The 26594-nt window shown below is 39.9% G+C and carries 20 protein-coding genes; 5 read left to right on the forward strand and 15 right to left on the reverse strand.

Annotated elements, in window-relative coordinates; all coding sequences use genetic code 11:
• From L2567_RS03785 to L2567_RS03820, 8 genes are all read right to left on the reverse strand, one after another.
• On the reverse strand, window positions 1–819 hold the full coding sequence (locus L2567_RS03785) for a carbohydrate ABC transporter permease (protein WP_235296365.1): 819 nt from the start codon (window positions 817–819) through the stop codon (window positions 1–3).
• 3 nt (window positions 820–822) lie between these two features.
• Window positions 823–1689, reverse strand: a complete 867-nt coding sequence (locus L2567_RS03790) for a carbohydrate ABC transporter permease (protein ID WP_235296366.1) — start codon at window positions 1687–1689, stop codon at window positions 823–825.
• A complete protein-coding gene (locus tag L2567_RS03795; protein ID WP_235296367.1) occupies window positions 1686–2975 on the reverse strand; it encodes an extracellular solute-binding protein in 1290 nt (429 codons plus the stop codon). Before L2567_RS03795 ends, L2567_RS03790 begins: the two co-directional genes overlap by 4 nt.
• Before the next feature lie 15 nt (window positions 2976–2990).
• On the reverse strand, window positions 2991–4049 hold the full coding sequence (locus L2567_RS03800; protein WP_235296368.1) for a glycoside hydrolase family 130 protein: 1059 nt from the start codon (window positions 4047–4049) through the stop codon (window positions 2991–2993).
• A 75-nt stretch (window positions 4050–4124) separates the two neighbouring features.
• Window positions 4125–8201, reverse strand: a complete 4077-nt coding sequence (locus L2567_RS03805) for a LamG-like jellyroll fold domain-containing protein (protein WP_235296369.1) — start codon at window positions 8199–8201, stop codon at window positions 4125–4127.
• Window positions 8202–8226: 25 nt separating this feature from the next.
• Window positions 8227–11331 (reverse strand): LamG-like jellyroll fold domain-containing protein, encoded by a 3105-nt coding sequence (locus tag L2567_RS03810; RefSeq protein WP_235296370.1) that lies wholly within the window; start codon window positions 11329–11331, stop codon window positions 8227–8229.
• Window positions 11331–12788 carry a RagB/SusD family nutrient uptake outer membrane protein gene (locus tag L2567_RS03815; protein ID WP_235296371.1) on the reverse strand — a complete coding sequence of 486 codons (1458 nt, stop codon included), beginning with the start codon at window positions 12786–12788 and terminating at the stop codon, window positions 11331–11333. Before L2567_RS03815 ends, L2567_RS03810 begins: the two co-directional genes overlap by 1 nt.
• A 3-nt stretch (window positions 12789–12791) precedes the next feature.
• The gene (locus L2567_RS03820) at window positions 12792–15899 is read right to left on the reverse strand and encodes a SusC/RagA family TonB-linked outer membrane protein (protein WP_235296372.1); all 3108 of its coding nucleotides are present in this window, start codon (window positions 15897–15899) and stop codon (window positions 12792–12794) included.
• A gap of 205 nt (window positions 15900–16104) precedes the next feature.
• Between L2567_RS03820 and L2567_RS03825 the strand changes: the two genes are divergently transcribed.
• Window positions 16105–17079 (forward strand): AraC family transcriptional regulator, encoded by a 975-nt coding sequence (locus L2567_RS03825; protein ID WP_235296373.1) that lies wholly within the window; start codon window positions 16105–16107, stop codon window positions 17077–17079.
• Window positions 17080–17083: 4 nt separating this feature from the next.
• Here L2567_RS03825 and L2567_RS03830 read toward each other — a convergent pair whose 3' ends face one another.
• Genes L2567_RS03830 through L2567_RS03840 form a run of 3 tightly spaced genes read right to left on the reverse strand, consistent with a single transcriptional unit; the run spans window position 17084 to window position 20427 of the window.
• Window positions 17084–18268 carry an ATP-grasp domain-containing protein gene (locus L2567_RS03830; RefSeq protein WP_235296374.1) on the reverse strand — a complete coding sequence of 395 codons (1185 nt, stop codon included), beginning with the start codon at window positions 18266–18268 and terminating at the stop codon, window positions 17084–17086.
• Window positions 18265–19656 carry a leucyl aminopeptidase family protein gene (locus L2567_RS03835; RefSeq protein WP_235296375.1) on the reverse strand — a complete coding sequence of 464 codons (1392 nt, stop codon included), beginning with the start codon at window positions 19654–19656 and terminating at the stop codon, window positions 18265–18267. The genes L2567_RS03830 and L2567_RS03835 overlap by 4 nt, the downstream gene beginning before the upstream one ends.
• A 3-nt stretch (window positions 19657–19659) precedes the next feature.
• On the reverse strand, window positions 19660–20427 hold the full coding sequence (locus L2567_RS03840) for an alpha/beta hydrolase (RefSeq protein ID WP_235296376.1): 768 nt from the start codon (window positions 20425–20427) through the stop codon (window positions 19660–19662).
• 114 nt (window positions 20428–20541) lie between these two features.
• Between L2567_RS03840 and L2567_RS03845 the strand changes: the two genes are divergently transcribed.
• Window positions 20542–21999, forward strand: a complete 1458-nt coding sequence (locus L2567_RS03845) for a tagaturonate reductase (protein ID WP_235296377.1) — start codon at window positions 20542–20544, stop codon at window positions 21997–21999.
• A gap of 94 nt (window positions 22000–22093) precedes the next feature.
• Here the strand turns inward: L2567_RS03845 and L2567_RS03850 are convergent, their stop codons facing one another.
• Entirely contained in the window at window positions 22094–22660 is a 567-nt protein-coding gene (locus L2567_RS03850) for a fasciclin domain-containing protein (RefSeq protein ID WP_235296378.1), read from the reverse strand.
• Window positions 22661–22779: 119 nt separating this feature from the next.
• Between L2567_RS03850 and L2567_RS03855 the strand changes: the two genes are divergently transcribed.
• Both L2567_RS03855 and L2567_RS03860 read left to right on the forward strand, forming a co-directional pair.
• The gene (locus L2567_RS03855) at window positions 22780–23304 is read left to right on the forward strand and encodes an RNA polymerase sigma factor (protein WP_235296379.1); all 525 of its coding nucleotides are present in this window, start codon (window positions 22780–22782) and stop codon (window positions 23302–23304) included.
• Window positions 23301–24095 (forward strand): anti-sigma factor, encoded by a 795-nt coding sequence (locus L2567_RS03860; RefSeq protein WP_235296380.1) that lies wholly within the window; start codon window positions 23301–23303, stop codon window positions 24093–24095. Before L2567_RS03855 ends, L2567_RS03860 begins: the two co-directional genes overlap by 4 nt.
• A gap of 40 nt (window positions 24096–24135) precedes the next feature.
• Here the strand turns inward: L2567_RS03860 and L2567_RS03865 are convergent, their stop codons facing one another.
• Genes L2567_RS03865 through L2567_RS03875 form a run of 3 tightly spaced genes read right to left on the reverse strand, consistent with a single transcriptional unit; the run spans window position 24136 to window position 25677 of the window.
• A complete protein-coding gene (locus L2567_RS03865; protein WP_235296381.1) occupies window positions 24136–24816 on the reverse strand; it encodes a hypothetical protein in 681 nt (226 codons plus the stop codon).
• A gap of 31 nt (window positions 24817–24847) precedes the next feature.
• On the reverse strand, window positions 24848–25240 hold the full coding sequence (locus L2567_RS03870) for a CBS domain-containing protein (protein WP_235296382.1): 393 nt from the start codon (window positions 25238–25240) through the stop codon (window positions 24848–24850).
• Window positions 25237–25677, reverse strand: a complete 441-nt coding sequence (locus tag L2567_RS03875; protein WP_235296383.1) for a CBS domain-containing protein — start codon at window positions 25675–25677, stop codon at window positions 25237–25239. The genes L2567_RS03870 and L2567_RS03875 overlap by 4 nt, the downstream gene beginning before the upstream one ends.
• 142 nt (window positions 25678–25819) lie before the next feature.
• On the opposite strand from L2567_RS03875, the gene L2567_RS03880 reads away from it, so the two are divergent.
• Window positions 25820–26392 (forward strand): HupE/UreJ family protein, encoded by a 573-nt coding sequence (locus L2567_RS03880; protein ID WP_235296384.1) that lies wholly within the window; start codon window positions 25820–25822, stop codon window positions 26390–26392.
• Window positions 26393–26594 lie beyond the last annotated feature (202 nt).

Here is a 26594-nt window from a genome sequence, read left to right on the forward strand (position 1 = left end):
TTAAGCTTTTATTCCGGATGAGGCCATGCTTTGGATAAAATATTTCTGTAAAAAGATGTAAGCAATTATTATGGGTAGTGCGAGTAAAACCGCAGATGCCAATTTTACACCTAATTGTGCTTCAGATCTTCCTCCTACGGCGAATAGGGTGACCAATTGAGGCATCGTCATTAGTTCCTCCTGTCTGATGACGATTAATGGCCAAAGCACATCGTTCCAGGAGGTCATAAAAGTTAAAATACCTACAGTTATCAGACTTGGCAAAATATTAGGCCAAAGGATCTGAAAAATGATTCTTAAATCACCGCATCCATCCACTCGGGCTGCATGGATCAAGTCATCCGGGATGGTCAGAAATGCCTGCCGAAACAGCAATATTGCAAAAGCACTGTTCAATGCCGGTACAATCAAAGCAGCTAAAGTATCCACCCATTTAAAATTGACCATAATTATATAATTAGGTATCAATGTGATTTGGAAAGGCAGGGTCATTGTAAAAATGATCGTGAAAAAAAGCAAATTGCGCCCTTTGAAGCGCATTTTAGCCAATGCGTAACCCGTCATTGACCCAAAAACCAAAACTCCAAATGTACTGATGGTAGCGACCAATAAACTGTTGAACAAAGCTCTCCATATTGGTATTTTTTCAACCATGTCGCTGTAGTGATCAAAGGTAAGACCTTGTGGTACTAGACTGAGGTTTCCAATATTTTCTTCAGGAGTAAGAGAGGCCACAATCATCCAATAGAATGGATACAAAAAGGTAAGGGCTGCAATGGTTAAAATGAAATAAAACAATATTTTCTTAAGTCTTCTCATCCGTCAATGCTCTTCATTTTCCACAAAAATTTTCTGAACAACTACCACTCCCATGATGATGATGGCGAAGAAGATACTTAGCGTAGCAGAGTACCCCATATGATAGTAGCCAAATGCCTGTTTGTAAATGTACAGCATCGCTGATAAAGTGCTATTCAAGGGACCGCCATCGGTCATAATGTATGGCTCGATGAAAAGACTAAAACCACCTATTGTAGACAGGATCACAACCATAAAAATAGTCGGGTTAATCGCAGGTATCGTGATGTATCTGAATTGCTGCCAGGCACTAGCTCCCTCTACCTCTGCAGCTTCATAATAACTTCTGGGAACCGTCTGCAGGCCCACGAGAAACAAGATGACATATAAACCGACATTTTTCCATGTAGCCATGATCGCAATAGATATCATGGCGATGTTGGGATTAGACAACCATTCCACTCTATTTAATCCTAATGATATCAGCATTCGATTGATTACGCCACTTTCCAGCCCATACAATTGTTGCCACAAAATGGTAATGACCACACCGGAAATCACGACTGGCATAAAGAATGCTGCCCTAAAAAATGAGCGTGCCAATATCTTTTCGTTCAGGAAGTAGGCTAGAAAAAGTGCTATTACAATTTGTAATGGAATATGCACCAAAATAAAGATAAAAGTATTCCACAACGCCTTCCAAAACAGCCGATCGCTAAACAGGCGTTGGAAATTATCCAGTCCTACATATTCCATAGGCGAAATGATATTCCATTTATGCAACACCAGAACAATGGAAAAAATAACCGGAAACAGAACAAATAATCCCAGATGGATGATGTACGGAGATATGATCAGGTAGGGTGATATTTTATTCCAAAAAGCTTTCATGACTCGACTCTCAATAAAACATTGACCGTTCTTTCCGCGTCAGCAATGGCTTCCTCGGGACTTTTCATTTGATACAAAACACAAGCTTCATATTCCTGTGAAATGATGTCTAAAATCTCTGTCATCACTTCACTGTTGCCCACGCCTTTGATGTGTTCGGCTTGTTTGACGAATGTTTCCATTTTTGGATTTCTACTAAAATAGGGCTTATAAGATGGCAAATCGGATAAGTTTTTTCTTCTGGGCAATTGATTCGTGAGATTTAGAAACTTTAGATCAGCTTCCGTTGTAGTCATCGACTTAATAAATTCAAAGGCCGCTTGAGGATTTTTGCAAGTATTAAATATCACCATATTTTTTGGATCGCAATAGGTATAAATAGGACCTTTATGACCATCGGGAACCGGTATATGGTAGAAGTCGTATTCAAAATCATCACCTGTAAAGCGATCCAGGTATTGAATTTCCCATGGGCCGGTCCATTTCGTCGCGTATTTCTGTGCAACAAACAAATCCTGGCCGGCAGATTGAGATTGCTTCGAAAAGTAATTGTTTTCATACATGGTCTGAAGGAATCGAAAGGCTTCCACTGCGAATCGGTTATTAAAATGGGCTTTTCCATCTTTGATCAGAGGCATACCGCCCGAAGCCGCCAGATAAAGAGGATAAAAATTAAAAAGTCTTTGGTGCCAGGCCAATTTCACCGATGTGTTGCCAAACCATTGATCAACGTATCCATCTCCGTCCTGATCCTTTTGAAAGGCCTCAGCCGCTCTTAGAAAGGAGGAATATGTTTTCGGTGGGTCTGATAATCCGATTTCTTTGATCAAATTTTTGTTGTAAATGGTCATGATGGGATTAATTTTCCATGGGAACTGGTAAATATGACCATCATCCGCTGTAATTTCGGCGATGGTGGCTGAATCACATCGTTCCTTTAAAAATTCCATGAAACCATCTAGGGTATCCATGGCCACCAATACATCAGAAACCCTATAAAACTCGACAGCACCCTGCCATATATTGGAGTAAATATCTGGAGTAGTACCAGCCACCACAGCTGCCAGGAGTATTTCTTCACTGGTCTGACCTTCGGGAATGGGTTGATAACTGACAAGGACTTGATTTTGGTTGTTCCAAGTGTCCACGGCCCACCTGGCAAACTCTATTTCCCCGCCATTATTGGACGACCAATAAACCAGGTCACCAGCATCCTTCCTGGATGACCTATCACAGCTCATTGCAACAAAGACAAGCAAAAATATGATCACGCTTTTATACATCATATCCATTGGCTAGCCTCATTCTGCAAGTGATTCCGTTAGTATGGATTCCAATATTTCCTCGATTGAAAATGTAGCACCACATATCACTTCGTCAGCAGCACCATAATATACGGTCACTCGATCACCTTGTACGATATGTCCATTAGTAAAGATCACTTTCTTAAAAAACCCTTCTTTTTCATAAGGTGCTTCTGGTTCCATTAATGGTTTAACTGACCTGGCAATAACTTTAGTAGGATTGTTCAAGTCCAGTAGTGCTGCTCCCAAACAGTATCTGCTATCTTGATCTGCACCATGATAGATCATAAGCCAGCCATCTTCAGTTTTTATGGGTGAGGTGCCGGCACCTACCCTCTCACTATCCCACATACCTTCTCTGGTCATCATAAGACAATGGTGATTTCCCCAGTGATAAAGGTCTGGAGAAGAAGACAACCAAATGAAATTACCACCTAATCCAACTCCAGAAGGTCGATTCAAAGCAAAGTACTGCCCATTGATCGTTTCCTCGAATAATGCACAGTCTTTGTTATGGGGGAGAAAGATCATATCTGTCTTTACAAAGTTAATCCAGTCTTTGGTCGTTCTCATTCCAACGCCAACTCCAAGCTCTGAGACTTGAGTATACGTTAAATAATATTGATTTTCGATCTGACTCACTCTACAATCTTCAATACCATAGGTTTCATAAATTCCTTGGCTTGAAAGGATATCAGGTATGTCGTCAGGCTTGTCAAAATGAATGCCATCTTCGCTGCAAACCAATCTCAAATGGGAAATAGTGGACAAGTAAGTAGAACCATCGTGCAAAAATTTTCTTGGATCAGAGGTATCCCAGCTGGAATCGTTTTCATCAAACTCGATAATATGTACATCTCCGTCCACCGTATAAATGGGTAAAGAGATTTTTCCTTTCTTTTGAATGGGTCTTTCTGCCACCCTTAGAAGAAGCCAAATTTTTCCATCAAAGGTGAAAGCCCCGGGGTTCATAACACAATCTATTTGCCAGTCACTCCTACTTGGCTCTAAATCTGCTTTGGTGATGATAGGGTTCGCAGTGAATCTTTTCTCCATTTTTGTTTGACTGTTTGAGTAACTGCCCCTGTCAAAACGACAGGGGCAGCAATTAAATCAATATCGGAAATTCAATTACATCTTTATAAATGGCAAAGAACCGAGATTCTTTCCTCCATAATTGAAGTTCATATAATAAACACCACTTTTAAGATTTCTCACATTCACCTCTAAACTTCCCTGGGCAATTATTGATCTTTTTACCACCTGCTTTCCGACTTGTCTTCCCTGCCCGTCGTAAATGTTTAACGTGACATCATGTTTATCCGGCAATCCGTGTGTGATGGTTAAAACATCAACAGCCGGATTAGGAAATACTTTGTCTACATACTTTTGGATGACGATCTCATCATAGACGCCAACAGTATTATTATCGTAAAGCTTAGTGACTTCTTCCGGTGTCAATGCACGATTGTAAATTTTTACTTCATCTAATCCACCAAGGAAAAATTGACCACCATCTATTGGGTTATTTCCAATACCCAGTGGTCTTGCGGTATTGTTTAATATTCCATTTACTGGTTTTTTATTGGCCTCCACACCATTGACATAAATGATGTCGTTATCCCCATCATGCACCATCGTAACGTGCCACCAAAAACTTTTAACCATTTCATTTCCATCTCCACTATCCATGTCGGATATGAAGTTATCAAACTGTTGGTTTTTACTATTGGTGGTGAAAACGATCTTCAAATGTTGAGGTAGTGAAATCTTAAGTCTTTCGTCCCAATGTCCAAAGTCAAGCACGTAAGCTTCAGCATCACTAAGGTTAGTGGAATCAACTCTAATCCAAAAAGCGATTGAGGTGAAGTCTGATAGCAAGTGTACGCCATTAGGTGCCAATATTGAATCCTGACCATTAAACTTGATATTTGTACCTCCATGAGGGTGTGTTGCATCTTCAAAAGTCGGATCACCACCTATATTCCCGTGATTCATGTATGGAGTGGCATCCTCAGCATTGTTATTGAATGGATAATGTGCAACCAAACCAGGTTCCGCAGTCTCAAGTGGTTCAGTCGTCATCACAGTTATTTCTGTCGTTTCAGATACGTTCCCTGCGAGATCGAAAGCAGATACACCAAATGTGTAAAGTTCACTTGCATTCAATCCACCTACGAGAACTGACAAGGCACTGCTTCCCAGAGAATCAAAGTACTCTCCATCCAGATAAACGATATATCCATTCACTTTTGTATCATCTATTGCTGCATCCCAACTCAGTAATACAGAATTAAAACTTGGGGCCCCTACTAAATTGGTAGGTGGTGTTGGTGCTAGCGTATCAGGTGTCTCATCTTCTAATGTGGTGACGAAAATAGATGAGATGTCTGATTCATTTCCAGCTGCATCGACTGCGCTGACACCGAAGTGGTAATCAGTCAAAGGTGCCAGACCCGAAATGGACAACTCTGTATCCTCAGTAATGGCCGTCTTTATACTATCCTGATAAACGTTATAGCCGACCACTCCGACATTATCAGTTGCTGCTGTCCAGCTCAATAATACATTTGTAAATGCTACCTCAGCCGCTAAATCAAGAGGTACGCATGGCGCCTCACTATCTTCATTTTCTGATTCAGTGGATTGCTCGTTAAATAACGCTAGAATTTCAGCTTCAGATAAAGCTCTGTTGTATACTTGTACTTCATCTAGTGATCCTGTAAAAACGTTACCACCATCTACAGCATTGTAACCCATTCCAAAAGGATGATTGGTTACATTTAAATCGCCTTCCACTGCTTTTTCTGCTACTTTGATACCATCAAAGAATATTTGATCATTTACTCCATCATGAACCACTGCGACGTGTGTCCATGTTTGCAATGGCAACTCTCCTCCTTCTCCGGAGTCCATATCTGAAATTCCTGAAGTATTATTGGTAGTCCATACCACTTTACCATTAGAGGGAAGGGAAACTTTAAAGCGCTCCTGCCATCCACCGTGAGAAATTAAATAAACTTCTCCTTGTTCCGGATAGGCTTCAGGATAAGTCCAAAAGCTAAGCGTGGTAGTAGTCGAGTTCAACTGAGGAGAATTTGCAGCAGTACTGGAATTACTACCTGTGAAAAGTGCTGCCATATTGGACTTTCCAAATCGATCATCACGCAGAAGGATTGAAGATGCATGATTGTCGTAAGGGGTCTCATCCATACTATTTCCCATGAAGGAATAATACGCCACTAAATCTCCATCTATATCAGGAGTTGTTGATTCCAAATCATACAAGGCGGCTACCTCTTCAGCTGATAATCCAATATTAAAAATCTTAACATCATCCAAAGCTCCATCAAAGAAACTTTCACCGCCAATCGGGTCAAAACCAATACCTAAAGGATATCCTGTCTTACTTAAAGGTCCCAACGATTCTTTCTCGTTGGCTAACTCACCATTCATGTAGATCAAATCCTTATCTCCTTCGTGTACCATCACCAAATGTGTCCAGGTATCCAGTTCCAATGGCGTCCCTGTATCCATGTCACTACAGCAATTAGTAGCGTTCGTAGTAAATACCGGCTTACCATGGCCAGGCAAAGAAATTTTCCATCGTTCTTGCCAACCTCCATGACTAAGTACGAAAACTTCACCGGATTCCGGGAAGCTGTTCGGGCGAATCCAAAAGCTTACTGAAGTATTTTCAGATTGCAATGCTGGAGAGTTAGGTGCAACCAGCGCTCCAGATGTAGCATTTCCTCCCCATCCATGTCGATTCTCCACAGCCGTAATTTCTGTGACCGGTTCTGCATGGTTCATGTAGACACTTTCATCAAGTCCATTGCCGTTCAAATGATAATCTGCTACCATTCCTATACCTAGTACTGGAGGAGTCGACTGGTCAATATATAAACCTTCTATGGCTTCGGCATCCAACGCATGGTTAAATATCATTACATTGTCAAATGATGCTCTGGAGTAATTACTATTATCTATAGGATTATATCCTATGCCCAGTGGATGGGTGGTGCTATTCATATCTCCGGTGACATCTTTCTCCGCTGCAAGAATACCATTGACATAAATCTGATCCTTACTTCCATTATGAACCATAGTTAAATGCATCCACTGCCCAGGTATCAGTTCATTACCATCTCCGGAATCCATGTCTGAAATTCCTCCGTCATTGTTCGTTGTCCACACTGGTTTTCCATGTCCCGGAAGGGATATTTTCCATCGTTCCTGCCAACCACCATGAGACATCAGATAGTATTCACCTTCTTCAGGTAATTGGTCAACATTAACCCAAAAAGCAACCGTTGTTGTGGGCGAATTTAAATGACTGGAAGCACTTGCGGTGACCGTTGATTCTCCATTAAGAGAAACTGCAGATTGGCCATAACCAAAACGATTAGGTACGTAATCAACATTGTTAGTGGTGGCCGTATTTTCAAATCCTGACACATCTTTACCATTCCCATCAAAAGGATAGGATGCGACCAGTTGTTCTGTGTATTCCGGTGTTGTACTTTGTAACTCATAAAGGGCAAGAATAGCTGCATCATCCAGAGCTGTATCAAAAATGACGACTTCATCCAGGTCTCCGTTAAGAACATTCGAACCTGACATAGGATCAAATCCCAACCCTAAGGGAGAAGAAGTATTATTTAATTCTCCTGTCACCTCTTTTTCTGCGACAGCCACCCCGTTGATAAAAATCTTGTCTTTCACACCATCATGAGTGAATGCCAGATGGGTCCATTCTCCAACCGAGAGTTCATTACCATCTCCGGAATCCATATCTGAAATTCCGTTGGTACTATTGGTTGTCCAGATGGGCTTGCCGTGAGCAGGAAGGGAGACTTTAAAGCGCTCTTGCCACCCTCCATATGAAATGAGATAGATTTCACCCTGACCAGGTAATTCGTCCATCTTCACCCAAAAGCTCACCGTAGTAAATGGCGTATTTAATTGTGATGAATTTTCAGCAACAGCCTGGTCCTGATCCCCATCAAAGTGAATTGCACTTCGAGCTTGACCGAATCGGTCTGTGGTGAGGCTTGTTCCAGTAATGACCAGGTTATTCTCATTGGCTGTACCGTCTTTCAGGTCTCCTGAAAAATCGTACGAAACCAAGACATCCTGTGATACTCCACTTGATAGTGAAAGCATCGTTATCAGAAGTGTCCATGTGCACTTTAGTAATGTTTTCATAATTAGTAATTCAATTTAAAAAATGTTAATTCTTAATAAATTTTATGGTCTTCAAAGGATTACTCTCCTGGCATGCTACTAGTATGTAGAATCCAGGATCTATGTTTTCAATCTTAATAGGTTGATTTGGACTAAAATTTCTAAATTCTTTAATTTTTCTACCTGAATAATCATAAATCATCAGTAAATCAATGTGCTCTACTCCTTTCCCAGTCAATTCTAAATTGCTGGTCGTCGGGTTTGGGAAGATTGTCAATTCTAACCCATTGACTTCATCTGTTAAACTTGAAATATCTCCCAACTCATATAAGTAAGCAGCTTGCTCTGGGGTGATTGCAAAATCATATATTTTGATCTCGTCTAATGTGCCCCTAAAATTGTATTCCTGTTCATCAGGTAAGGACTGAGCCAATAGTAATGGGTTATTAGTGGTTTTAATGCTTCCACCAAATGCCGTAAAACCTTCCAGCTGGCCATTGACATAAAGCAGCATATAGTCGCCATCGAATGTAGCTACCATATGAATCCACTCTTCTTCAACTAATGGCGCTGTGCTGTCTAAATCTTTGATGCCTGATGTCGTATTCAAAGTCCATCTCAATCTCTTATCTGGGATAATCGAGACTTTATATCTGTTCTGCCAACTTCCATGTGAAACAAGAAAACTTTCTCTTTCCGGCAGGTTTCCGGGTTTTAACCACATGCTGATCGTAACGGCATCCGTAAAATTTAAAATCGGCTTTGGAGCAACCTGCATATGATGGGATGTTCCATTAAAAAAGTAGGCATTGTTCGGCATGCCATCGTAGCCTTCGGTCGAAACACCTCCTACTATTTGACCATCTAATTCATTTCCTGAAAAGTCCTGTCCATTTCCCGCTAGCGGATAATAAGCTATTAAATTCCCCTCAACTTGCTCAAAGTCTCTGACTAGAATCTGCCGGGTTTTGCTAGCCTTCAATTGTTCAGGGTCAATGACTTCTAACCCCACCTCGTAGACGCCCTCCAACAATGGCAGTGTCCAAATTGCCTTATTGCTATCTCCCACAATTTCACCTCCATCTACAGACCAGACAAAGATGAGAGGATCTCCATTCGCATCGGTTGCCATACCTTCTAACTCAACTTGTTGCCCTGGAGCAAAATAAGCTTCTTCGATATGAATTTCAATGATTTCAGGAGCTTGCTGTATTTCAGGTACAATCGTTACTGTAAAATGTGCACTGTCTGAAACCTGATCAGAAGATATTTCCAGCTCAATGAGGTATTCTCCAGCTTCGAACGGCATCACCGTTAATATCGAATCCGTATTTTCTTGTACTTCTCCATTCACTTGCCATGAATACATCACCTCTTGTATATTTCCGGATCGCTCGATAGTGCTATAAACTTCAAAAGCTTCGTCAATTTCATAAATGTCTTTCGCCGTTGCTAAGGCTTTAATTCTTAGATCACTCATTTGCTCTGCATCAGATCGATCATAATCCACTATGATACCATTGATGTACAATTGACCTTCTTTTAATTGGACCTCGCCGGATGCAGGAACAATGACCGGCATGATCACTTCCTGTGACGGAATTTTCAAACTTACTTCGCCACTTACCCCGGTGTGAATCAACGATTCTGAGATGGGATCATAGATATCTACTACTGACGCTCCTACGGCAAGAGATACTTCTTTTTCTTCATTGTATGGATTGTAATAAAGAAAGCTTGGATAGGCTTCATTTCGAAAGAAATCTGTTTTTAGCAGATCAATTTGCAAGACTTTTTCCACATTTGTTTTTTGGACTATGGCCCCAAGATATCCAACTGAAGATGAACCGTATAGTGCAAGATTGGTCTCGGCCCAACCTCCTTTCACCGCATCACCGGTTGCAAACGGAGAAAGACCATTAAAATCCTCTCGTATGGCTTCATATCCGATAACTTTCAAAGGATCGTTCTGTTCTGACCAATCAGAGCCGTCCTGTAGAAATGAAGGGAGAAAACTGTGATAAAACAGTCGATTGGCATTGGCCAAATTCAAAACCCACTTTGCAATGGCTCTGGCAAATCGTTTCTCATATCTTACCATAGGAACAAGTGCCGCAGCTTGCTGAATACCGTTTAATTGGAACGCATAATCAGTAGCCGTTTCAGATTCTCCTACCAGTCCACTTACATCGATGCCATTCCACGTGTCCACTATCGTTCCCCATCCGCGCAGATTTCCTCGGTCGAAAGACCAATTGACAAGTTTTTCTACATCATACTTGGTACCTATTTCAGCATTCATCCGGGCAGCTGCATACGTACCATATGGAAGCTGTAATTCATAGGATGGGTTTCCATTTAAGGACACCAGATATTCCATAGCCCATTCAGCTCCGATTCGGTATTTCTCCTCACCCAAAACTTGATAAGCGTTGTATAGCAGCCATGCAAAAGCACCAGCAGCTTCCGGCTCAGGGACTCCTTCTATTAGAGGCCTGTTCTCCGTAAAGCTCCAGGCGCGATAAGTCATAAAAGGTACGGACCAGGGTGCCGCATCTCCACCCATTGTTTTCAGCGCATCGAGCATGTTCTCAGCAATAAGTTGAAACTGCTGTTCCGCCTCTCCTCCCATATTAGGATATAAATCAAAAAGCTGGTAGAAAAACACATTGGGCATCATATCGTACCACCAATCTGTACCGCTCCTGGTCGCGTTTAAGTTTAAGTACAAGTTTTCTCCATTGGCCTTATTAAAGAAATCCTGGGACATAAGAATGAAATTATATCCATTCTGACTGCTTTTATCCACACCTACTAATGTTGCACCGACAAGGCTAGGTAAGATGTTTATAGCTTCGCCGGTCGTTTGACCGATCGAGCCAACGTAGGTGGGAAGGCTGAAAAATTTATTTTCAGGGTAATTTTCCCCTTGATCAACGATCTTTAGAAACGGCTGAAAATCACCAGTGAGGCCCGGATCGTAAATGAAGCGGTCGTAATTGATCGCCACTTGTTTCCAATCCCGCATTTGATACGGGTTAGGCATCGATGGCATTTGATCTACTCTGGAAATGCTTACTTGATTGCTCTGTGAGCTAAGGAATGAAGCCACAGTAAAAATCATCAATAGGGCAAGAATCGTCCTTTTCATCAATATCCAGGGTTTTGAATTAAGGCATTATTCAGATCAATTTCGATTTGTGGTATGGGAAAGACTTCATGTTTCCCTTGCTCAAATTCGGGTAAAATGTCAGTAGCGATTTCCCACCTGACCAGATCGAAGAAACGATGCATTTCAAGTCCCAATTCGACCTTTCTTTCATGTCTGATCGCATTTCTAATCTGGTCCTGACTTTCGGCAATAATTAATGGCAAAGTATTTTCGGGATCATCACTCTGCTGTCGAGCGCGAGATCGCACCGTTTCCAATGCCTGTTCTGCTTCTGTTAGATTATTTAATTCCGCCTGAGCTTCAGCTTCCCACAACAAAACTTCAGCATAGCGGATATTAGGATAATTGATTCCTCCATCCGCCTTTTGTTCTGTAGTACTATCTGGTTGTATAAATTTCTGAGGACTATGCCCGGTGGTGCTAAAGGATCTCTTGTATGTAACTCCTACATAATCTTCATTGTTACTGGCAGCAGTAAATGCTCGACGCGGATCGCCCTCCTCAAAGCTACTCATATAATCTTGCGTGACTTCAGCAAAACCATAACCATCTATTTTTCTTGAAGCCCACCATTGATTTAAGAAATTACCCACACCAAGCTGAAGGCTTGCATGCTGAATTTCCCAAACAGATTCTTCATTATTCTGGGTATTCAAGGAAAAATTATCGTTGTAGTTGTCTACCAGGCTGTAAACATTCAGGTCCTTGATTTCTGCAACTTTATCAACTACTTGTTGCCATTCTTCAAGATAAAGAAGCGTTTTAGCAGCAAGGGCCAATGCTGCCCCCTTTGTCGCTCTTCCTAAATTGATGTTTTCATATTCAGCAGGAAGTAAAACCGCAGCTTCATTGCAATCTTCAATAACTTGCCTAAACACATTTTCCCTGGAAGTTTTAGGTATTTTTAACTCATCTGGAGGAAAGACAGTCAGGTACAAAGGAACCCCACCAAAAACCTGGGCAAGGGAAAAATAATAATATGACCTCAGAAAAAGCGCCTCTCCAGTTATTCGGTCTTTTGCGTCATCGTTGATTTCAATCGAGTTTATATTATCCAGTACCAGGTTACATTGATTGATACCTTTGTACTGTAACTTCCAAAATGTATTTAATTCTTCAGTTCTAGGGGTATAGGTGAAGGATTCCATTTCTATCAAGCCAGCTCTCGATCCATCTCCACCCGGTATGGCTTCGTCTCCGGTCAATACCGCAAATGCCCAATAAAAGTTATTATTCTGGTTGTTAAATAATAGGGGATTATAAGCAGCATTAATGGCTTGTTCAGCGTCCTCTGCAGTCTGAAAAAAAGAAGAACTATCTAGTGTTGCAATGGGATCCTTATCTAATATATCAGTACAGGACACAATAATTAGAACAATTGCAAGTGCAAAATATTTGTAAAGTAGTAGGTACTTGATTTTTCTATTTGATATCATGGCCTAAAATTTTATTTGAAGTCCACCAATAAATGTTCTGGGGGCAGGAATGGTGCCCCAATCTATCCCCACGGCAAGGTCTGAAGAGATACCAAGGCCTCTGGTATCATTGGCATTGGCCTGAATTTCAGGGTCAAGTCCTGGGTAAGAAGTGAATGTCAGCGCATTTTGTGCAGTCACATAAATTCTGCAACTGTTCACAGTAGACCAATTCAATATTTCTTTCAGATTGTAACCAAGCGTTATATTTCTGAATCTAAAGTAAGAGCCATCTTCTAGAAAACGGGTGGAAATTCTTCTATTACCATTCCTATCATCCAGACTTACTATTGGTATGTCCGTATTGCGATTTTCAGGTGTCCATCGATTTAGAATTTCTCGATAAGAATTAAAACCTCTGGCCTGAGTTTCATAGGCAAAATTTCCATATAGAAAGTAGATATCATTCCCTTGCACACCTTGTATCAGGGTTGATAAATCAAAACCTTTCCAATTTAACCCCAGGTTGACACCATAAGTAAAATCAGGGAAAGGATTGCCTACATGTTCCCGGTCTTTATCATCAATGACATTATCGTCATTAAGATCAGCAAATCTTACATCGCCCGGTCTGGTTGAATTTGATTGGAATGGGCTGTTTTCTATCTCTTCTTCAGATTGGAATAAGCCTTCCATTCTCCATAGATAGAAGGATCCCACTGAATGTCCAACTTCTGTTCTGGTTAATGCTCCATCTGAAAGTCCATATCCACCTAAAATAGGCTCGCTATCCGCAAGGCTTATGACTTTATTGCGTACCATACTATAATTAGCCCCGATATTATATCCGACTTGACCTATCTTATCTTTCCATAATAAACCCACTTCAAGACCTCGATTCTGAATTTTTGCCGCATTTACAAATGGTGGTCTGGTGTCACCACCAGCCTGAGGAAGAGGGACCCTGACCAATATATCGTTAGTGGTTTTGTCAAACACATCAATACTTCCTGATAACTTGTCTCTTAGGATAGATAAATCCAGACCAAAGTTCAATTGAGTGCTCACTTCCCATTTGATGTTCTGATTTCCAGCTTCTACTATAGATGCGCCTGTAACGACATTGTTGTTTCCAAAAACATACACACGATCTCCATTGCTTACCAGTGAACTAAACGGGTATATACCAATTTCCTGATTGCCTAATTGTCCCCAGCTTCCCCTCAACTTTAAAGTGGAAATACTCCGAATGTTTTCAAAGAAGGGCTCGTTTGAAATGTTCCATGCCGCAGAAACAGAAGGAAACAGTCCCCAGCGATTGTTTTCACCAAATCTTGAGGACCCGTCGTACCGCAATGTAGCGTTAATGACGTATCTGCTATCAAATGAATAACTAACCTGTCCAAAATATGAAAGTAAGGCCCATTCTGTTGCGATTCCTGAAGCTCCAATATTTTTCACTTCAAGCGGGTTGCTGGCACTAATGTATCTGAACAAAGGATCTGTTCGTGAAAAATTGTTGGCAGATGCACCTAAGTAATCTGTTCGGTTTTGGATGGCCTCCATGCCTAATAAAGTGGAAAATCTACTCCTTTGTATCTCTTTTTCAAAGATGGCTGTATTGTTCCATATGAGATTCCTGTTGGTAACTCTGCCTTCTGTAAGAGCAGTAGGCGAGTATATGGCAGCAGACAATCTTTCTACAAACAATTTTTCGTGTTCGAAGAGAAAATCCCCACCTAGCGTTGTTCTTAAGGTCAATGACGGAATCACGTCTAGTTCTGCATATACATTTCCAAAGACTCTGTATTTGCCAATGGTCCAATCAGTATGTTCATTGAAAGCAACCGGATTAGGATTTCCGTCGCCGTAGAGTACAGGGTCATCTAATTCTGCTGTGGTGTTCAGTTGGGTTCCATCCGGATATTCAGGAGAGACTACCGGTGCTGCTATTAAAGCGTATCGAATTCCACTAGGCTGATTACCCGGCCCAAATCCATCACCAGAGCTATTGATTACGTCCCTGAAGGTGTGAGAAAACGATAGGCTGTTTCCTACCCTAAACCAATCATTGTTGATTTCGCCATTAAATCGAACCTGATACTTTTCAAATCCCTGTCCTTGGTATATGCCATCTTGATCAAGATATTCTCCTGAAATATAAAATCTTCCGTTCTGCCCACCACCACTTCCGCTTAAAGCATATCTCTGCATCATAGCGGGGTTAAAAACCAAATCCAACCAATCTGTATCTGGAAGATCATCTAAGATTGCGGGATCATACGTGTCTATTTGATTTGCAGGATTTCTAAGAACATTGGCATTGTTAATGGCCTCATTACGAATGGTAAGATATTCTTCACTATTTAATAGCTCTGGAAGGCCAATGGGCTGTTGCAGTCCTGTATATGCTTCAAATTCAAAGGAGGATTCTCCTGCTTTCCCCCTGTTCGTAGTGATCAAAACAACTCCGTTAGCTGCTCTTGACCCGTATATGGCCGCAGCTGCTCCGTCTTTTAAAATTTCAATTGATTCAATGTCTGATGGCGAAAACATATTGATATTTCCAGTGGTAGGAACTCCATCAATGACATAAAGCGGATCATTATTCCCAAAAGTTCCTGTTCCTCGGATCCTTACCTTGACATCATCTCCCGGTGCACCAGTAACTTGTGTGACCTGAACACCGGGTGCCTGTCCCTGCATGGCCTGGTCTATTCCCACCACCACAAGATTTTCGATATCTCTTGTTTTAATAGAGGTAATGGCAGAGGATACATCACTTTTTATTTCCTTCTTGTAGCCGGTAATGACTACCTCCTCAATCACTTCTGAATCTTCAGATAGTGTGACATTGATTACTGTTTGACCGTTTACAGGAATACTTTGCGTCACATACCCAATATAGCTGACTTCAAGAATGGGATTTTCCAAACCCTGTAATTCCAAAGAATAGCTGCCATCAATATCTGTGATGGTACCAACATCTGATTGTTTAACGATCACATTAGCCCCAATGAGAGGTATGTCTTCTGAATCAGTAACGACTCCTGTGATTACTTGTCCCCAAGTCGATTGAGAAATCACAAATAAGAAGAGGATAAAATAATATGGTCTAGTTAATGGCTTCACAGTAATAATTAATCAAAGTTTGCATAAAATTAAGTCTGAATAAGCATATTTTTTGATACTATTCAGCATATTAATAGTATTATTATGATAATTTTGTCTTTTAAAATGATTTAAATCTGCTTACAATAACACATCACCATCAATATTTTATCGAAATCTTCATTATTGGAATATTATGTCGAAAATCAATGATCTTTAAAAACTTATGGAATTTTTCAGAGAAGTAACACCATTAAGAAATCAAGACCTATGCGTTGTATTGGATTCGGTGAACAATGGATTCGACTATCCCGTTCACAATCATCCTGAATACGAAATTAATCTAGTAATGGGGACCAGCGGAACCAGGATTGTAGGTGACAGTACTGAGCTCTACAAAGATCTTGATCTAGTATTAATAGGACCATATCTGCCTCACAAATGGGATGAAAGTGAGGAGGCGATTCATCAAAAAAGAAAATATCGAGTCATCACTGTTCAATTTGATATTCATCTCTTTTCGATGAGATTTTTTTCAAAAGAGTGCTTTTTTGAGATTCAAACACTTTTGGAAAATTCTAAACGAGGAATTCTTTTCGATGACAACACAGCTGAGAAAGCTGTACCTCTTATGATCAATCTTACACAGAGTCATGGATTTAAAAATGTTATGCATTTTCTAGAGCTGCTCAATTTACTTGCGGGCAGTAAAAATTTTACTTTACTGTCCACAGCACTCAATAGTCGGAAACAGGGTGTAACAGAAAACTACCGAATTCAAAAAGCTTATAATTACATTATGATGAATTATACCAGACCGGACTTTAAAATCAGCGAGATAGCCTCTTCTCTAAACATGAGTAATTCGGCATTCAGTCATTTTTTTAAGAAGCACGCCTTCCGGAGTTTTTCTAGCTTCCTTATCGATCTAAGATTGAGCGATGCTTGCAAAATGCTGCTTTCCAGTGATTTTACCATGTCACAGATTAGTGTAAAAGCTGGTTTTAACAATATCTCCAACTTTAATCGATTATTCAAAAAGTATAAGGAGTGCACACCAAAAGCATTTAAAGCAAGATACATCGAGAATTCACGATTCGACTGGGAGGATCAAAAAACCCCATGGCAATTCATACCGGGTGATAAAAGGGATAGCATGATCATGCCACACGATTATTCTACTCGTTTGACACATATTTAAATCACTACTCTAATTTGTCTGGAACTTTAGCACTCGCATGGTAACCCCGAGCGATCCTTTCAGTGTATTCATCCAAAAGTGTTCTAACTCTTTGTTCGGAGTCGTGTTGGACAATGAATCCGATATGCCATCTTTTGTTCATTCTCCACTTAATTTCTGGATCATTAAATGCTGATGTATCGGGGTACTCATATCTACTAAGTGAAACGACAATTCCCGCTACGCCTTGATGATGCTTTGGCACATCGTATGTTTTACCTTTTAAGGCAGCAGTTTCTATTCGGGCCCATTCACCCCATAAATTAATACCACTTGCAATTTCTATCATTTCGGCAATATTGGCACCACCTACCCTACTGGATGTTTCCAGAAAGTAGAGCTCTCCTGTAGATTTTGACTTTATGAACTCTGTATGAGAAGCACCATGTTTCAATCCAAATGCCTTCATAATTTTAGCATTCATCTGAAGAAAATCTTTCTCTTCCTCGCTGCCTGACTGAAGCGTCATCGATCTAAAGATACCTCCTGAATGAGCTACTTCATACGGCGTGTCCAGATATTTGCTTACTCGCGCAAATACCACTTTATTATCGAAATTAAGACTATCTACATGATAAACGTCTCCGGGTGCAAAATGCTCCAAAACAAATAAGTGCCGCTCATCCCCTAGATTATGAAGCACTTGCCAAAGCTCTTCTTTAGAATGAATTTTCTTAATCCCGGCAGCTGATGCCTCGCTTCGTGGCTTAATCAACCATGGTCCTTCGACTCGGTCAATGAAGTGATTTACCTCTTCATCGTTAAATAGTGCTGTAAATTCCGGGACCTTGATACCTTTGGATTTGGCCTCCTTTCTCATGGCCAATTTATCTCTAAAAAGTCTGCCGGTCGTATCTCCCATCCCGGGCATTCGAAAATCTTCTCTTAATAAGGCTACCCTTTCTACATCAAAATCATCAAGCGCAACAAACCTATCGAATTTGATAGATCTGAATGTGTAGGCAATCCCTTTAACAACATGAGCATGATTCCATTCTTCAATATAAAATACCTCATCTATGGATTCCCAGGGCCACGCTTCATTTTCCAGTTTCTTCCTGGTAAGCAGATAAACGTTGTTGCCCTCCCGCTTACAATATCTGAAAAAATCCTGTCCCTTAAAGTAGGTGCAAATGCAGAGAAAATTCATGATTGCAATGTTTTAATAAATTCAACGGCTAATCTGACACCATAGCCAGAAGCACTTTTCATCTTGGCATATTCGTTGGATCCAAAAGCCACGCCTGCTATGTCCAAATGAACCCATCCCGGATGTTCCTCCGTAAAATACTCCAGGAATTTGGCTGCAATACTGGCACCGGCGACCGGCTTTTCACTTAAATTCTTGACATCTGCAACGTCTGAATGTAATTCCTCTTCCATTTCTTCATACATGGGTAAGCGCCAAACCCGTTCATAAATACTCTCCCCTATATTGGTGAGTCGTAGCGCTAGTGCTTCACTATTGGTAAACATTGCTGCTGCAGAATAGCCCAGTGTTCTCACAGCACTACCCGTCAAGGTTGCCATATCTAATAATACTTCCGGCTTAAGCTTTTTAGCTGCATAATTAAGTCCGTCCGCTAATGCCAACCTACCTTCAGCGTCGGTGTTGATAATTTCTATTGTTTTTCCCGAATAAGATTTGATGACATCTCCAGGAAGATAACTTCGCCCATCCACCGCATTTTCGGCAGAACCTACCAGACCAACAACATTGACTTGCAGGCCTAGTCTAGCAGTGAGCTCTACAGCTCCGAGGACTGCCGCAGCTCCTCCCATATCACTCTTCATATAATGAAGATTGGTTGATCCTTTGATCGAAATGCCACCAGTATCGAAAGTGATACCCTTGCCCACCAATACAATATCTATATCTGCATCAGGCTTCGGCAAATAACTGCACTTGATCAATCTGGATTCGTGTTGAGAACCTCTACCCACAGCTAGAATGGCCTCAAATCCATCTTTTTTCAATGCCTTGTCGTCCCAAAGCTTACATTGATATTCATATTTATTAGCGGACGCTTCTGCCCATTGACCTAAATAGGCAGGGGTCTTAACATTTGGAGGTGCATCCACAAGGGCCTTGATTGAATTGATGGTCTCCCCGGTCGCCTTCCCTTCCTCTACAGCAGCTTTAGTAGATTTCTGAGCTAGAAAAATAAAATCAAACTTAATTTTATCTTCTTTCTTCGTTTTTTGCTGGCCAATTTTATACATGGCCATTTCCATTCCTATAGCCGCCGCCATAATCTCCTTATCTTCTAATTTAGAGCAATCAATCTGGACATCTCCTTTCCACTTATCCTTTTCTTTAAATACCAATTTTCGAAAAACCTCTTGTAATCTATTGGTATGCTTATCTTCACCAAGTCCCAAGAGGTAGATACGGGAACCCTCATTGCTATATAGGAGTTGATAACTTCCAAATTCACCGTCAAAATCTGCTATTTTCTCGCTTTGCAACTCAGATTTTCTGAAGGGAATAATGATATCCTTGGAATGATCGACCTTTTCTTTTACTTTATACTTCATTTTCTATTTATCGTAAAATAACCATTTAAGGGCTTTGGGAAATTCCTGTGCCCAATATATTTCTGAGTGTTGACCAGCCATGTTGATTTCGACCTCCATATCGAAATAGGCATCATCCTCTATCTTCTCCCTGAAAATTGTTTCCAGTCTTCTTACATTAGCCAAATGAGTCTTGGACTCCTGTCCCCCAGAATAAAAATAAATTTTAGTATCCGGTAATGGCGCAAAATTCCTTGCTTTTCTGTAGATTTTGTTCGCAATCCACAAACTCGGAGAGAAAATCATCATTTTTCCAAAAATCGCAGGATAAGCCAGACCACCATACAGGCTGATCAGACCACCCATTGAACTTCCGCCTATTCCCACATCTGCGTAGTCGGTTAAAACCCTATATTTTTCTTTAACATAGGGAATCAACTTTTTACGCATGAAATCAATGTAAGACTTTCCTTGTCCTTTACCATATCGCGCATGTCTATAGGGTAAATATTCTTTGATCCTCTTATCATCGCCATGGTCTACTGCGATAATCACTATGTCTTTATATCCTTCTTCCGCAAGTTTAGCCAATGATTTGTCAATAGCCCAGTCCCCAAACGGTGCGTTGGGGTTGAAGAGGTTTTGTCCATCTTGCAAGTACAACACAGGATAGTAGTGTTTCGATTCATAGTAATCATAAGGAAGAAGTGCAGATATCTTCCTCGTGGTGTTGAACTCAGCAATATAATATGCTTCTTCTATGACCTCTATAATAGGACTGTATGTACTCAAATCCTTTTTTGCGGCAAACTTAAATAAATAAATTGACGCTTTTGAGGATTAAAACGTCTACTGAATATTTAAAATTTAAAGCTTATTATTGTTTAGAACAAAAATGAAAGAAAATTGAAAACACTAAATCGGGAATCGTCTAATCTAAACAGAGTATACCCTGAGAGAGTGCTTCAATTCGGAGGTGGAAATTTTCTCAGAGGCTTTGTTGATTGGATCATCGACAAATACAACAGACAGTCTAATGATGAGAAGATGGGTGTCCTAGTGGCAAAAGTTCAAAAACAAGGCAGTTATCAAGATTGGAAAAATCAGGATGGCTTATTCCATTTATTTACAAAAGGATACATCAATGGACGGACCGTTGACGAAAAGACACTGGTTACTTGCGTTTCCCGAATTTTGGAAGTTCATCAAGAATATGAAGCATTTCTGTGTTCTTCTCAGCAATCAGCATTAAATATTGTGGTGTCCAATGCTACAGAAGCTGGACTTGAGTTCGATCCCAATGATTCAGAAAATGATGTGCCCTTTACATTTCCGGGACAATTGTGTCGATGGTTAGAGGCGAGATGGATGTATTTTGGCTCGGATCGAGCCGGAAAATGTATCATTCTCCCTTGCGAACTTGTAAAAGAAAATGGGGAAATTTTAAAGAATACTGTTTTGCGCTATGCTAAAAAATTTGGTATTAAACCAGGCTTTAAAAATTGGCTGAATACTCATTGTACGTTTTGTAATACCTTGGTAGACAGAATTGTACCCGGGATCTCAAAAAGTGAATTCCCTATCTATCAGGAAAGAAGTGGCTACTGCGACTTATGGATGACAAAGGCTGAACCTTATCACTTATGGGTCGTAGAGACAGATTATGATCTTAGTGCCCAATTACCCCTTGATAGAATTGGACTTAATGTTATCTATACGAAGGACCTTACACCCTATAGAGAGCGAAAGGTCAAGATCTTAAATGGCGCACATACGGCTATGGTACCCATCGGATTGTGCTTGGAAATTCCTTTAGTAAAAGAAGTAGTTGATCATGAAGATCTGGGACCATTCATAGAAAAGATGGTCTTTGAGGAGATCATTCCTTGTTTGAACCTCGACCAAGACAAAAGCAAGAAGTATGCTGAAGAGGTGTTTGATCGTTTCAGAAATCCCTATTTAGATCATTATTTACGTGATATCGCATTGTATTCTATCTCTAAGTTTAATCATAGACTGAAACCATCCATCAAAGCATTTACAGAAAAATATCATCGTCTTCCCAAACGGTGCATTCTTGCATTTGCATGTTTATTGATCTTTTACAAAGGTAGACTTAAAGACATCGTCTTCGAAACCAATGATAAGGCAGATCAGGAAGAGGCTATGACACAACACTGGATCAAAATGGGAAACAGTGGCGTTATTTCACCTATCACCTTGCAAGCTTTACTTTCTGACGGACTATTGTGGGAAGAGGACCTCACTATAATTACTGGATTCACAGATCTGGTGAGCGAGTATCTTTCCGCCATACTTAACGGTAAATTAAGTTTACTCATACAGGAGTTGAATGATGACTAATGTGGATTTACCATATCATTAATCTTGTTGAAACACAAAAAAAAGAGGTCAGCCTACTTGAGACTGCCTCTTCACAATTTAAAATGAAAACTTTTTATTGGGGCATCAAAACAGAGTCAATCACATGAATGACACCATTAGAGGCCTCAACATCAGTACTTGTGACCGTAATTTTTCCACCAGTTTCATCGGTGATAATTACACTCCCATTGACCAATTTGGCTACGATTTTATCACCATAAACCGTTTCCAATTCAATCGCACCACCTGAACTTGAGATAGCATTGATAATGTCTTTTGCGAAAAATTCACCAGCTACGACATGGTATGTTAGTATTTTAGTCAACTTATCTTTAGATTCTGGCTTCAGCAAAGTAGATACCGTACCTTCTGGCAACTTACTAAAAGCTGCATTTACCGGTGCAAATACTGTAAATGGTCCCTCGCTTTTCAGCGTTTCAACTAACCCAGCTGCTTTAACTGCAGCAACCAAAGTTGAAAATTGATCATTTGAAGCAGCGATATCAACGATATCTGAAGGATTTTGATAAGAAACAGTTTTTGCTTGGCTGTTTTTTTGATTAGAATATGAATGCTGAGCACTCAATTGAAATGTCAGAATGGCTAAACATAATGAGAAAAATAATGTTCTTGTTTGCATAATCGAAAATTTTAATGATTAAATAATTTTTTCGAGGATACTTACGAAGCAGAATTTGTTTTGGATCACAATGGAAAGAAAATAATTTGCAAACCATCGAAGAGAACATCATTGCGCTAATGAAAACCAGGGATAAGGAAGCCATTTCCTTGCTATACGATTATTATAGCGATGCGCTCTATGGGATTGTAACCAGGATAGTCAGAGATGAGGAAAAAGCGAAAGATGTCATGCAGGATAGTTTTTCAAAGGTTTGGAGAAATATCGACACTTATGATTCTTCAAAATCCAAGCTTTTCACTTGGTTGCTCAGAATTTTTCGAAACACAGCTATTGACCAATTGAGGAAAAGTAAAAATAAAGAAGCAAAAGACATCCAAAACCAAAGTCGTATCGTAAGTATGTCGAGTCATCATGAAATCAAGCCTGACGAAATGGATTTGTCCATACACCTGGCAGGACTCGATTCTAAATTTAGAACAGTGATAGAGAAAATATATATGCAGGGAATGACTCACGTTGAAACAAGTGAAGCCTTAAAAATACCTTTAGGAACCGTAAAAAGTAGATTGCGATTAGGACTTACCGCTTTAAGGCGCATTTATTTACCTGTAATTTTGATTTGCTTAGTCAATCAATTATGAAAGAGGATGTAAAAACATTTCTGGAGAGCGGACTGCTCGAAGAATACCTGATGGGCACTTGTAATCAAGAGCAAGTGAAACGGGTAGAGTATTACATCGATCATTACCCGGAAGTAAAGAGAGAATATGATGAACTTCAGGAGCACATTGAAAAAATGTCTTATAAATTAGCTGTTAACTCGCCGAAAGGATTGAAGGAAGCTATTATATCTTGCTTAGAAGATGAATCTGACTACAAAGTAAAAACCAATCTGTCAAAAGTTAAGACCACCAATTCTATGAGGTATCTACCTTGGGCTGCGGCCTTTATAGGGATAGTAGCCAGTATCGTTTTTTATCTTCAAAAGCAAAATCTTCGGTATACTAACATGGAGATTTATGCAGAGAAAAACATGGCTGAAAGTCAGCTGGAGGACGCACTCGCTGAAGTCAACTTTCTGCGTGATAAGTTGGCACTATCGGGACATAGCAAAACAGAGCGAATTGTCTTAGCTGGCAATCAACTTAGTCCCCAATTTAGTTCTACTGCGTTCTGGAATGATACAGCAGGCAAAGCCATCTTGTATATTAATGAACCAGGTGAAATCGATGAAAACCATACTTACCAGATTTGGGCAGATGTAGATGGAAGAATGATTAATGCTGGTTTATTACCCAAGAAACCAGGACCCGTCGAATTGAAATACTTAGAAAATGCTACCTCACTAAATATTACGATTGAACCCAAAGGAGGAAGCGAACATCCTAATGTAGAACGACTCGTCAGTAGTCAGAATTTGTTAAAGATATAATTATACATTGACTTCCACAGCATCACAAATGCTTCGAAAATCAAAGTTTTTTACTGTTGAAATGCATTAAGTTACTAACCACATCGAGGGAAGGTCCCAGATAAATCTCATGCTCTAAAGCTTGATAATAGGCCGTCATAAAATCCTCATCCTTTGAAATAACCTTATAGGTAGCGTTGACAATCTTTGTAAATCTTTCTAAATCAGTTCTGATAGGCGTGTCATTAACTTCGATACTTTCACAAAATCTTTCAAAGACTGCATATTCCAACAGTGCATACCTCATTGGAAATTGTAGCGAGAGTAAAAGGCTGGCTGAATAATGTCCTTGCCGATGAGTATCCTCTTTACTATTCGGATTTGCTTTGAGGTAGTCATTGAAGATTATATCACAATGATGAAGGAATCGATCCGTTCTCATCACCAACATTTTCTCCTCATTAAGTAAGTCTTTAATAGACTCCCAGAAAAGGTCAGGATTGTGATTCGCAAGTAAAATCAAGGATTCCTTGATAGAGTATCTTTCTCCTCCCCAAAACCTTCCTGAAACATCGTTTTTTAGTGATTTTGCCAGTACAGGCCCTAAACGCATTTGGTCTATGTCAAAATGAGTCTGCCAATTTAGAATACATCTTCGATATAGAGAATCTGGTTTTGCAAAACTATTTTTCAAGTCAGATTTATACGCGTCTTTTACTTCATTGATTAGATTAACTTTCATGACGTGCGAAAGTAAATAACAAATTCTATACCTACGCTGCCAGAAGTGATTCCATTATTTCAAAACTTGAAATTTGCCCTTTTAATCCATCGTTTTCATCTACAACAATGAGACTTTGAACGTCATTATGCAAAAATTTATGAATGATCTGATCGATATCATCTGTATCTAAAACTTTAATTGGATCTGTTCGCATAATCTGCGACACTTCGACATTTGAAAAATCTACCATACTAAAGCTGTCCTTTTCAATCCACTTTAAAAATCTGGAGGAAAGCTCTGATTTATTGATGACACCTATTACTTTACCTTGATCTACAACAGGCAATTCGCAGTGGTCTTGCTGATATAGTAGGTATCTGATATGATCTAGTTTCTCGTGTGGAGAAACTGGAATGGATTCTTTAAAAGTTAGCTTCTTCATCTTTCCGAGGTTCTAAGTCTTTGCTGTCTTTGTTGACATTTCCTAATCACCTGTGGCGTCAGCAAACCCACAAGTCTTCTCTTCTCAACCACCGGAATGACTTGGAGAATGATAGATTTCATGATTTCACTGGCCATTTTAATATCATCTGTTGGTAAGAGTTTAACCAATTTGGTATTCATAATTTCGCTTACTTTATGGTGCTTTAATCGGAGGCTTTCATCTGGGCCTTCAATTCCATCACGAGTTAAAGATTGACGAAAATATTGACAATCATAATTGGTGACCAACCCTTTAAATTCGCCATTTTCTTCTACGGCTAATATATTCATGCCTTTTTTATTCATGATTTTTTCAGCTTTACCGATGCAAAGATCGGCCGATATACGATAAAAATCAGTGTCCATGATGGTTGAGACTGGTGCATTTAGATTCATTGATTTAAAATATTATTTTGTTATGGTGACTATTTCTTAGATATTATGACACAATATTTTTCAAATAAAAGTTGCATTTACCATTTTTTCTTGATGCAGGTCAATGACAAGAGGTGTAATCTAGAATCAATACCTTTGTGCAATGTCAGATTTTACACTTTATCTTACCCTGGGTCTGGAGCACATTGCGGATCTGCAAGCATATGATCATATGCTTTTTATCATCAGCCTTTGCGCCATATTTCAATTGAAAGACTGGAGGAAGTTGCTCTTATTGGTGACAGCTTTCACCATTGGTCACTCCATTACATTAGCGCTCGCTGTTTTAGACTTATTAATAGTGGACCAGGATCTTGTAGAAAAACTTATTCCTATCACCATCATTATTACATGCCTTTCCAATGTCATATTGGCTTTAAGAAAAAGTGTACAGACAAATGTTTGGCTTCACTACTCCTTTGCACTATTTTTTGGTTTGATTCATGGACTGGGGTTTGCAAATTATCTAAAGTCGCTTTTAATGGGCATGGTTAACCTGACCATTCCATTGTTCTCATTCAATTTGGGAATAGAAATCGGTCAACTTTTAATTGTAGCGGGGTATTTTTTATTGTACTTTTTCCTGACCAAAGTAATTTCAATTCAACACCGAAATTGGGTAATCACGGTGTCGGCCATCATCGCATTGATAAGTTTAAATCTAGTTCTTAATTAAATCGAGCTACTGCTTCCAATTATATATTAGCAGTAGTCCGCTGCAGGTCTGACCATCAGAGGGTCAATTCTCTTTTTTTTTTTTTAGAAAAGTTTATAAGATTCTGCGAAACGAAAATGTACGGTAACATGTGATCAGTAGAATTTTGAAATCTGAGAAGTCCTTGTTCGTTAATAATTATCGTAGACGACAATTTGAGATA

It is taken from the genome of Portibacter marinus (genome assembly GCF_021533195.1).
Lineage (GTDB): Bacteria > Bacteroidota > Bacteroidia > Chitinophagales > Saprospiraceae > Portibacter > Portibacter marinus.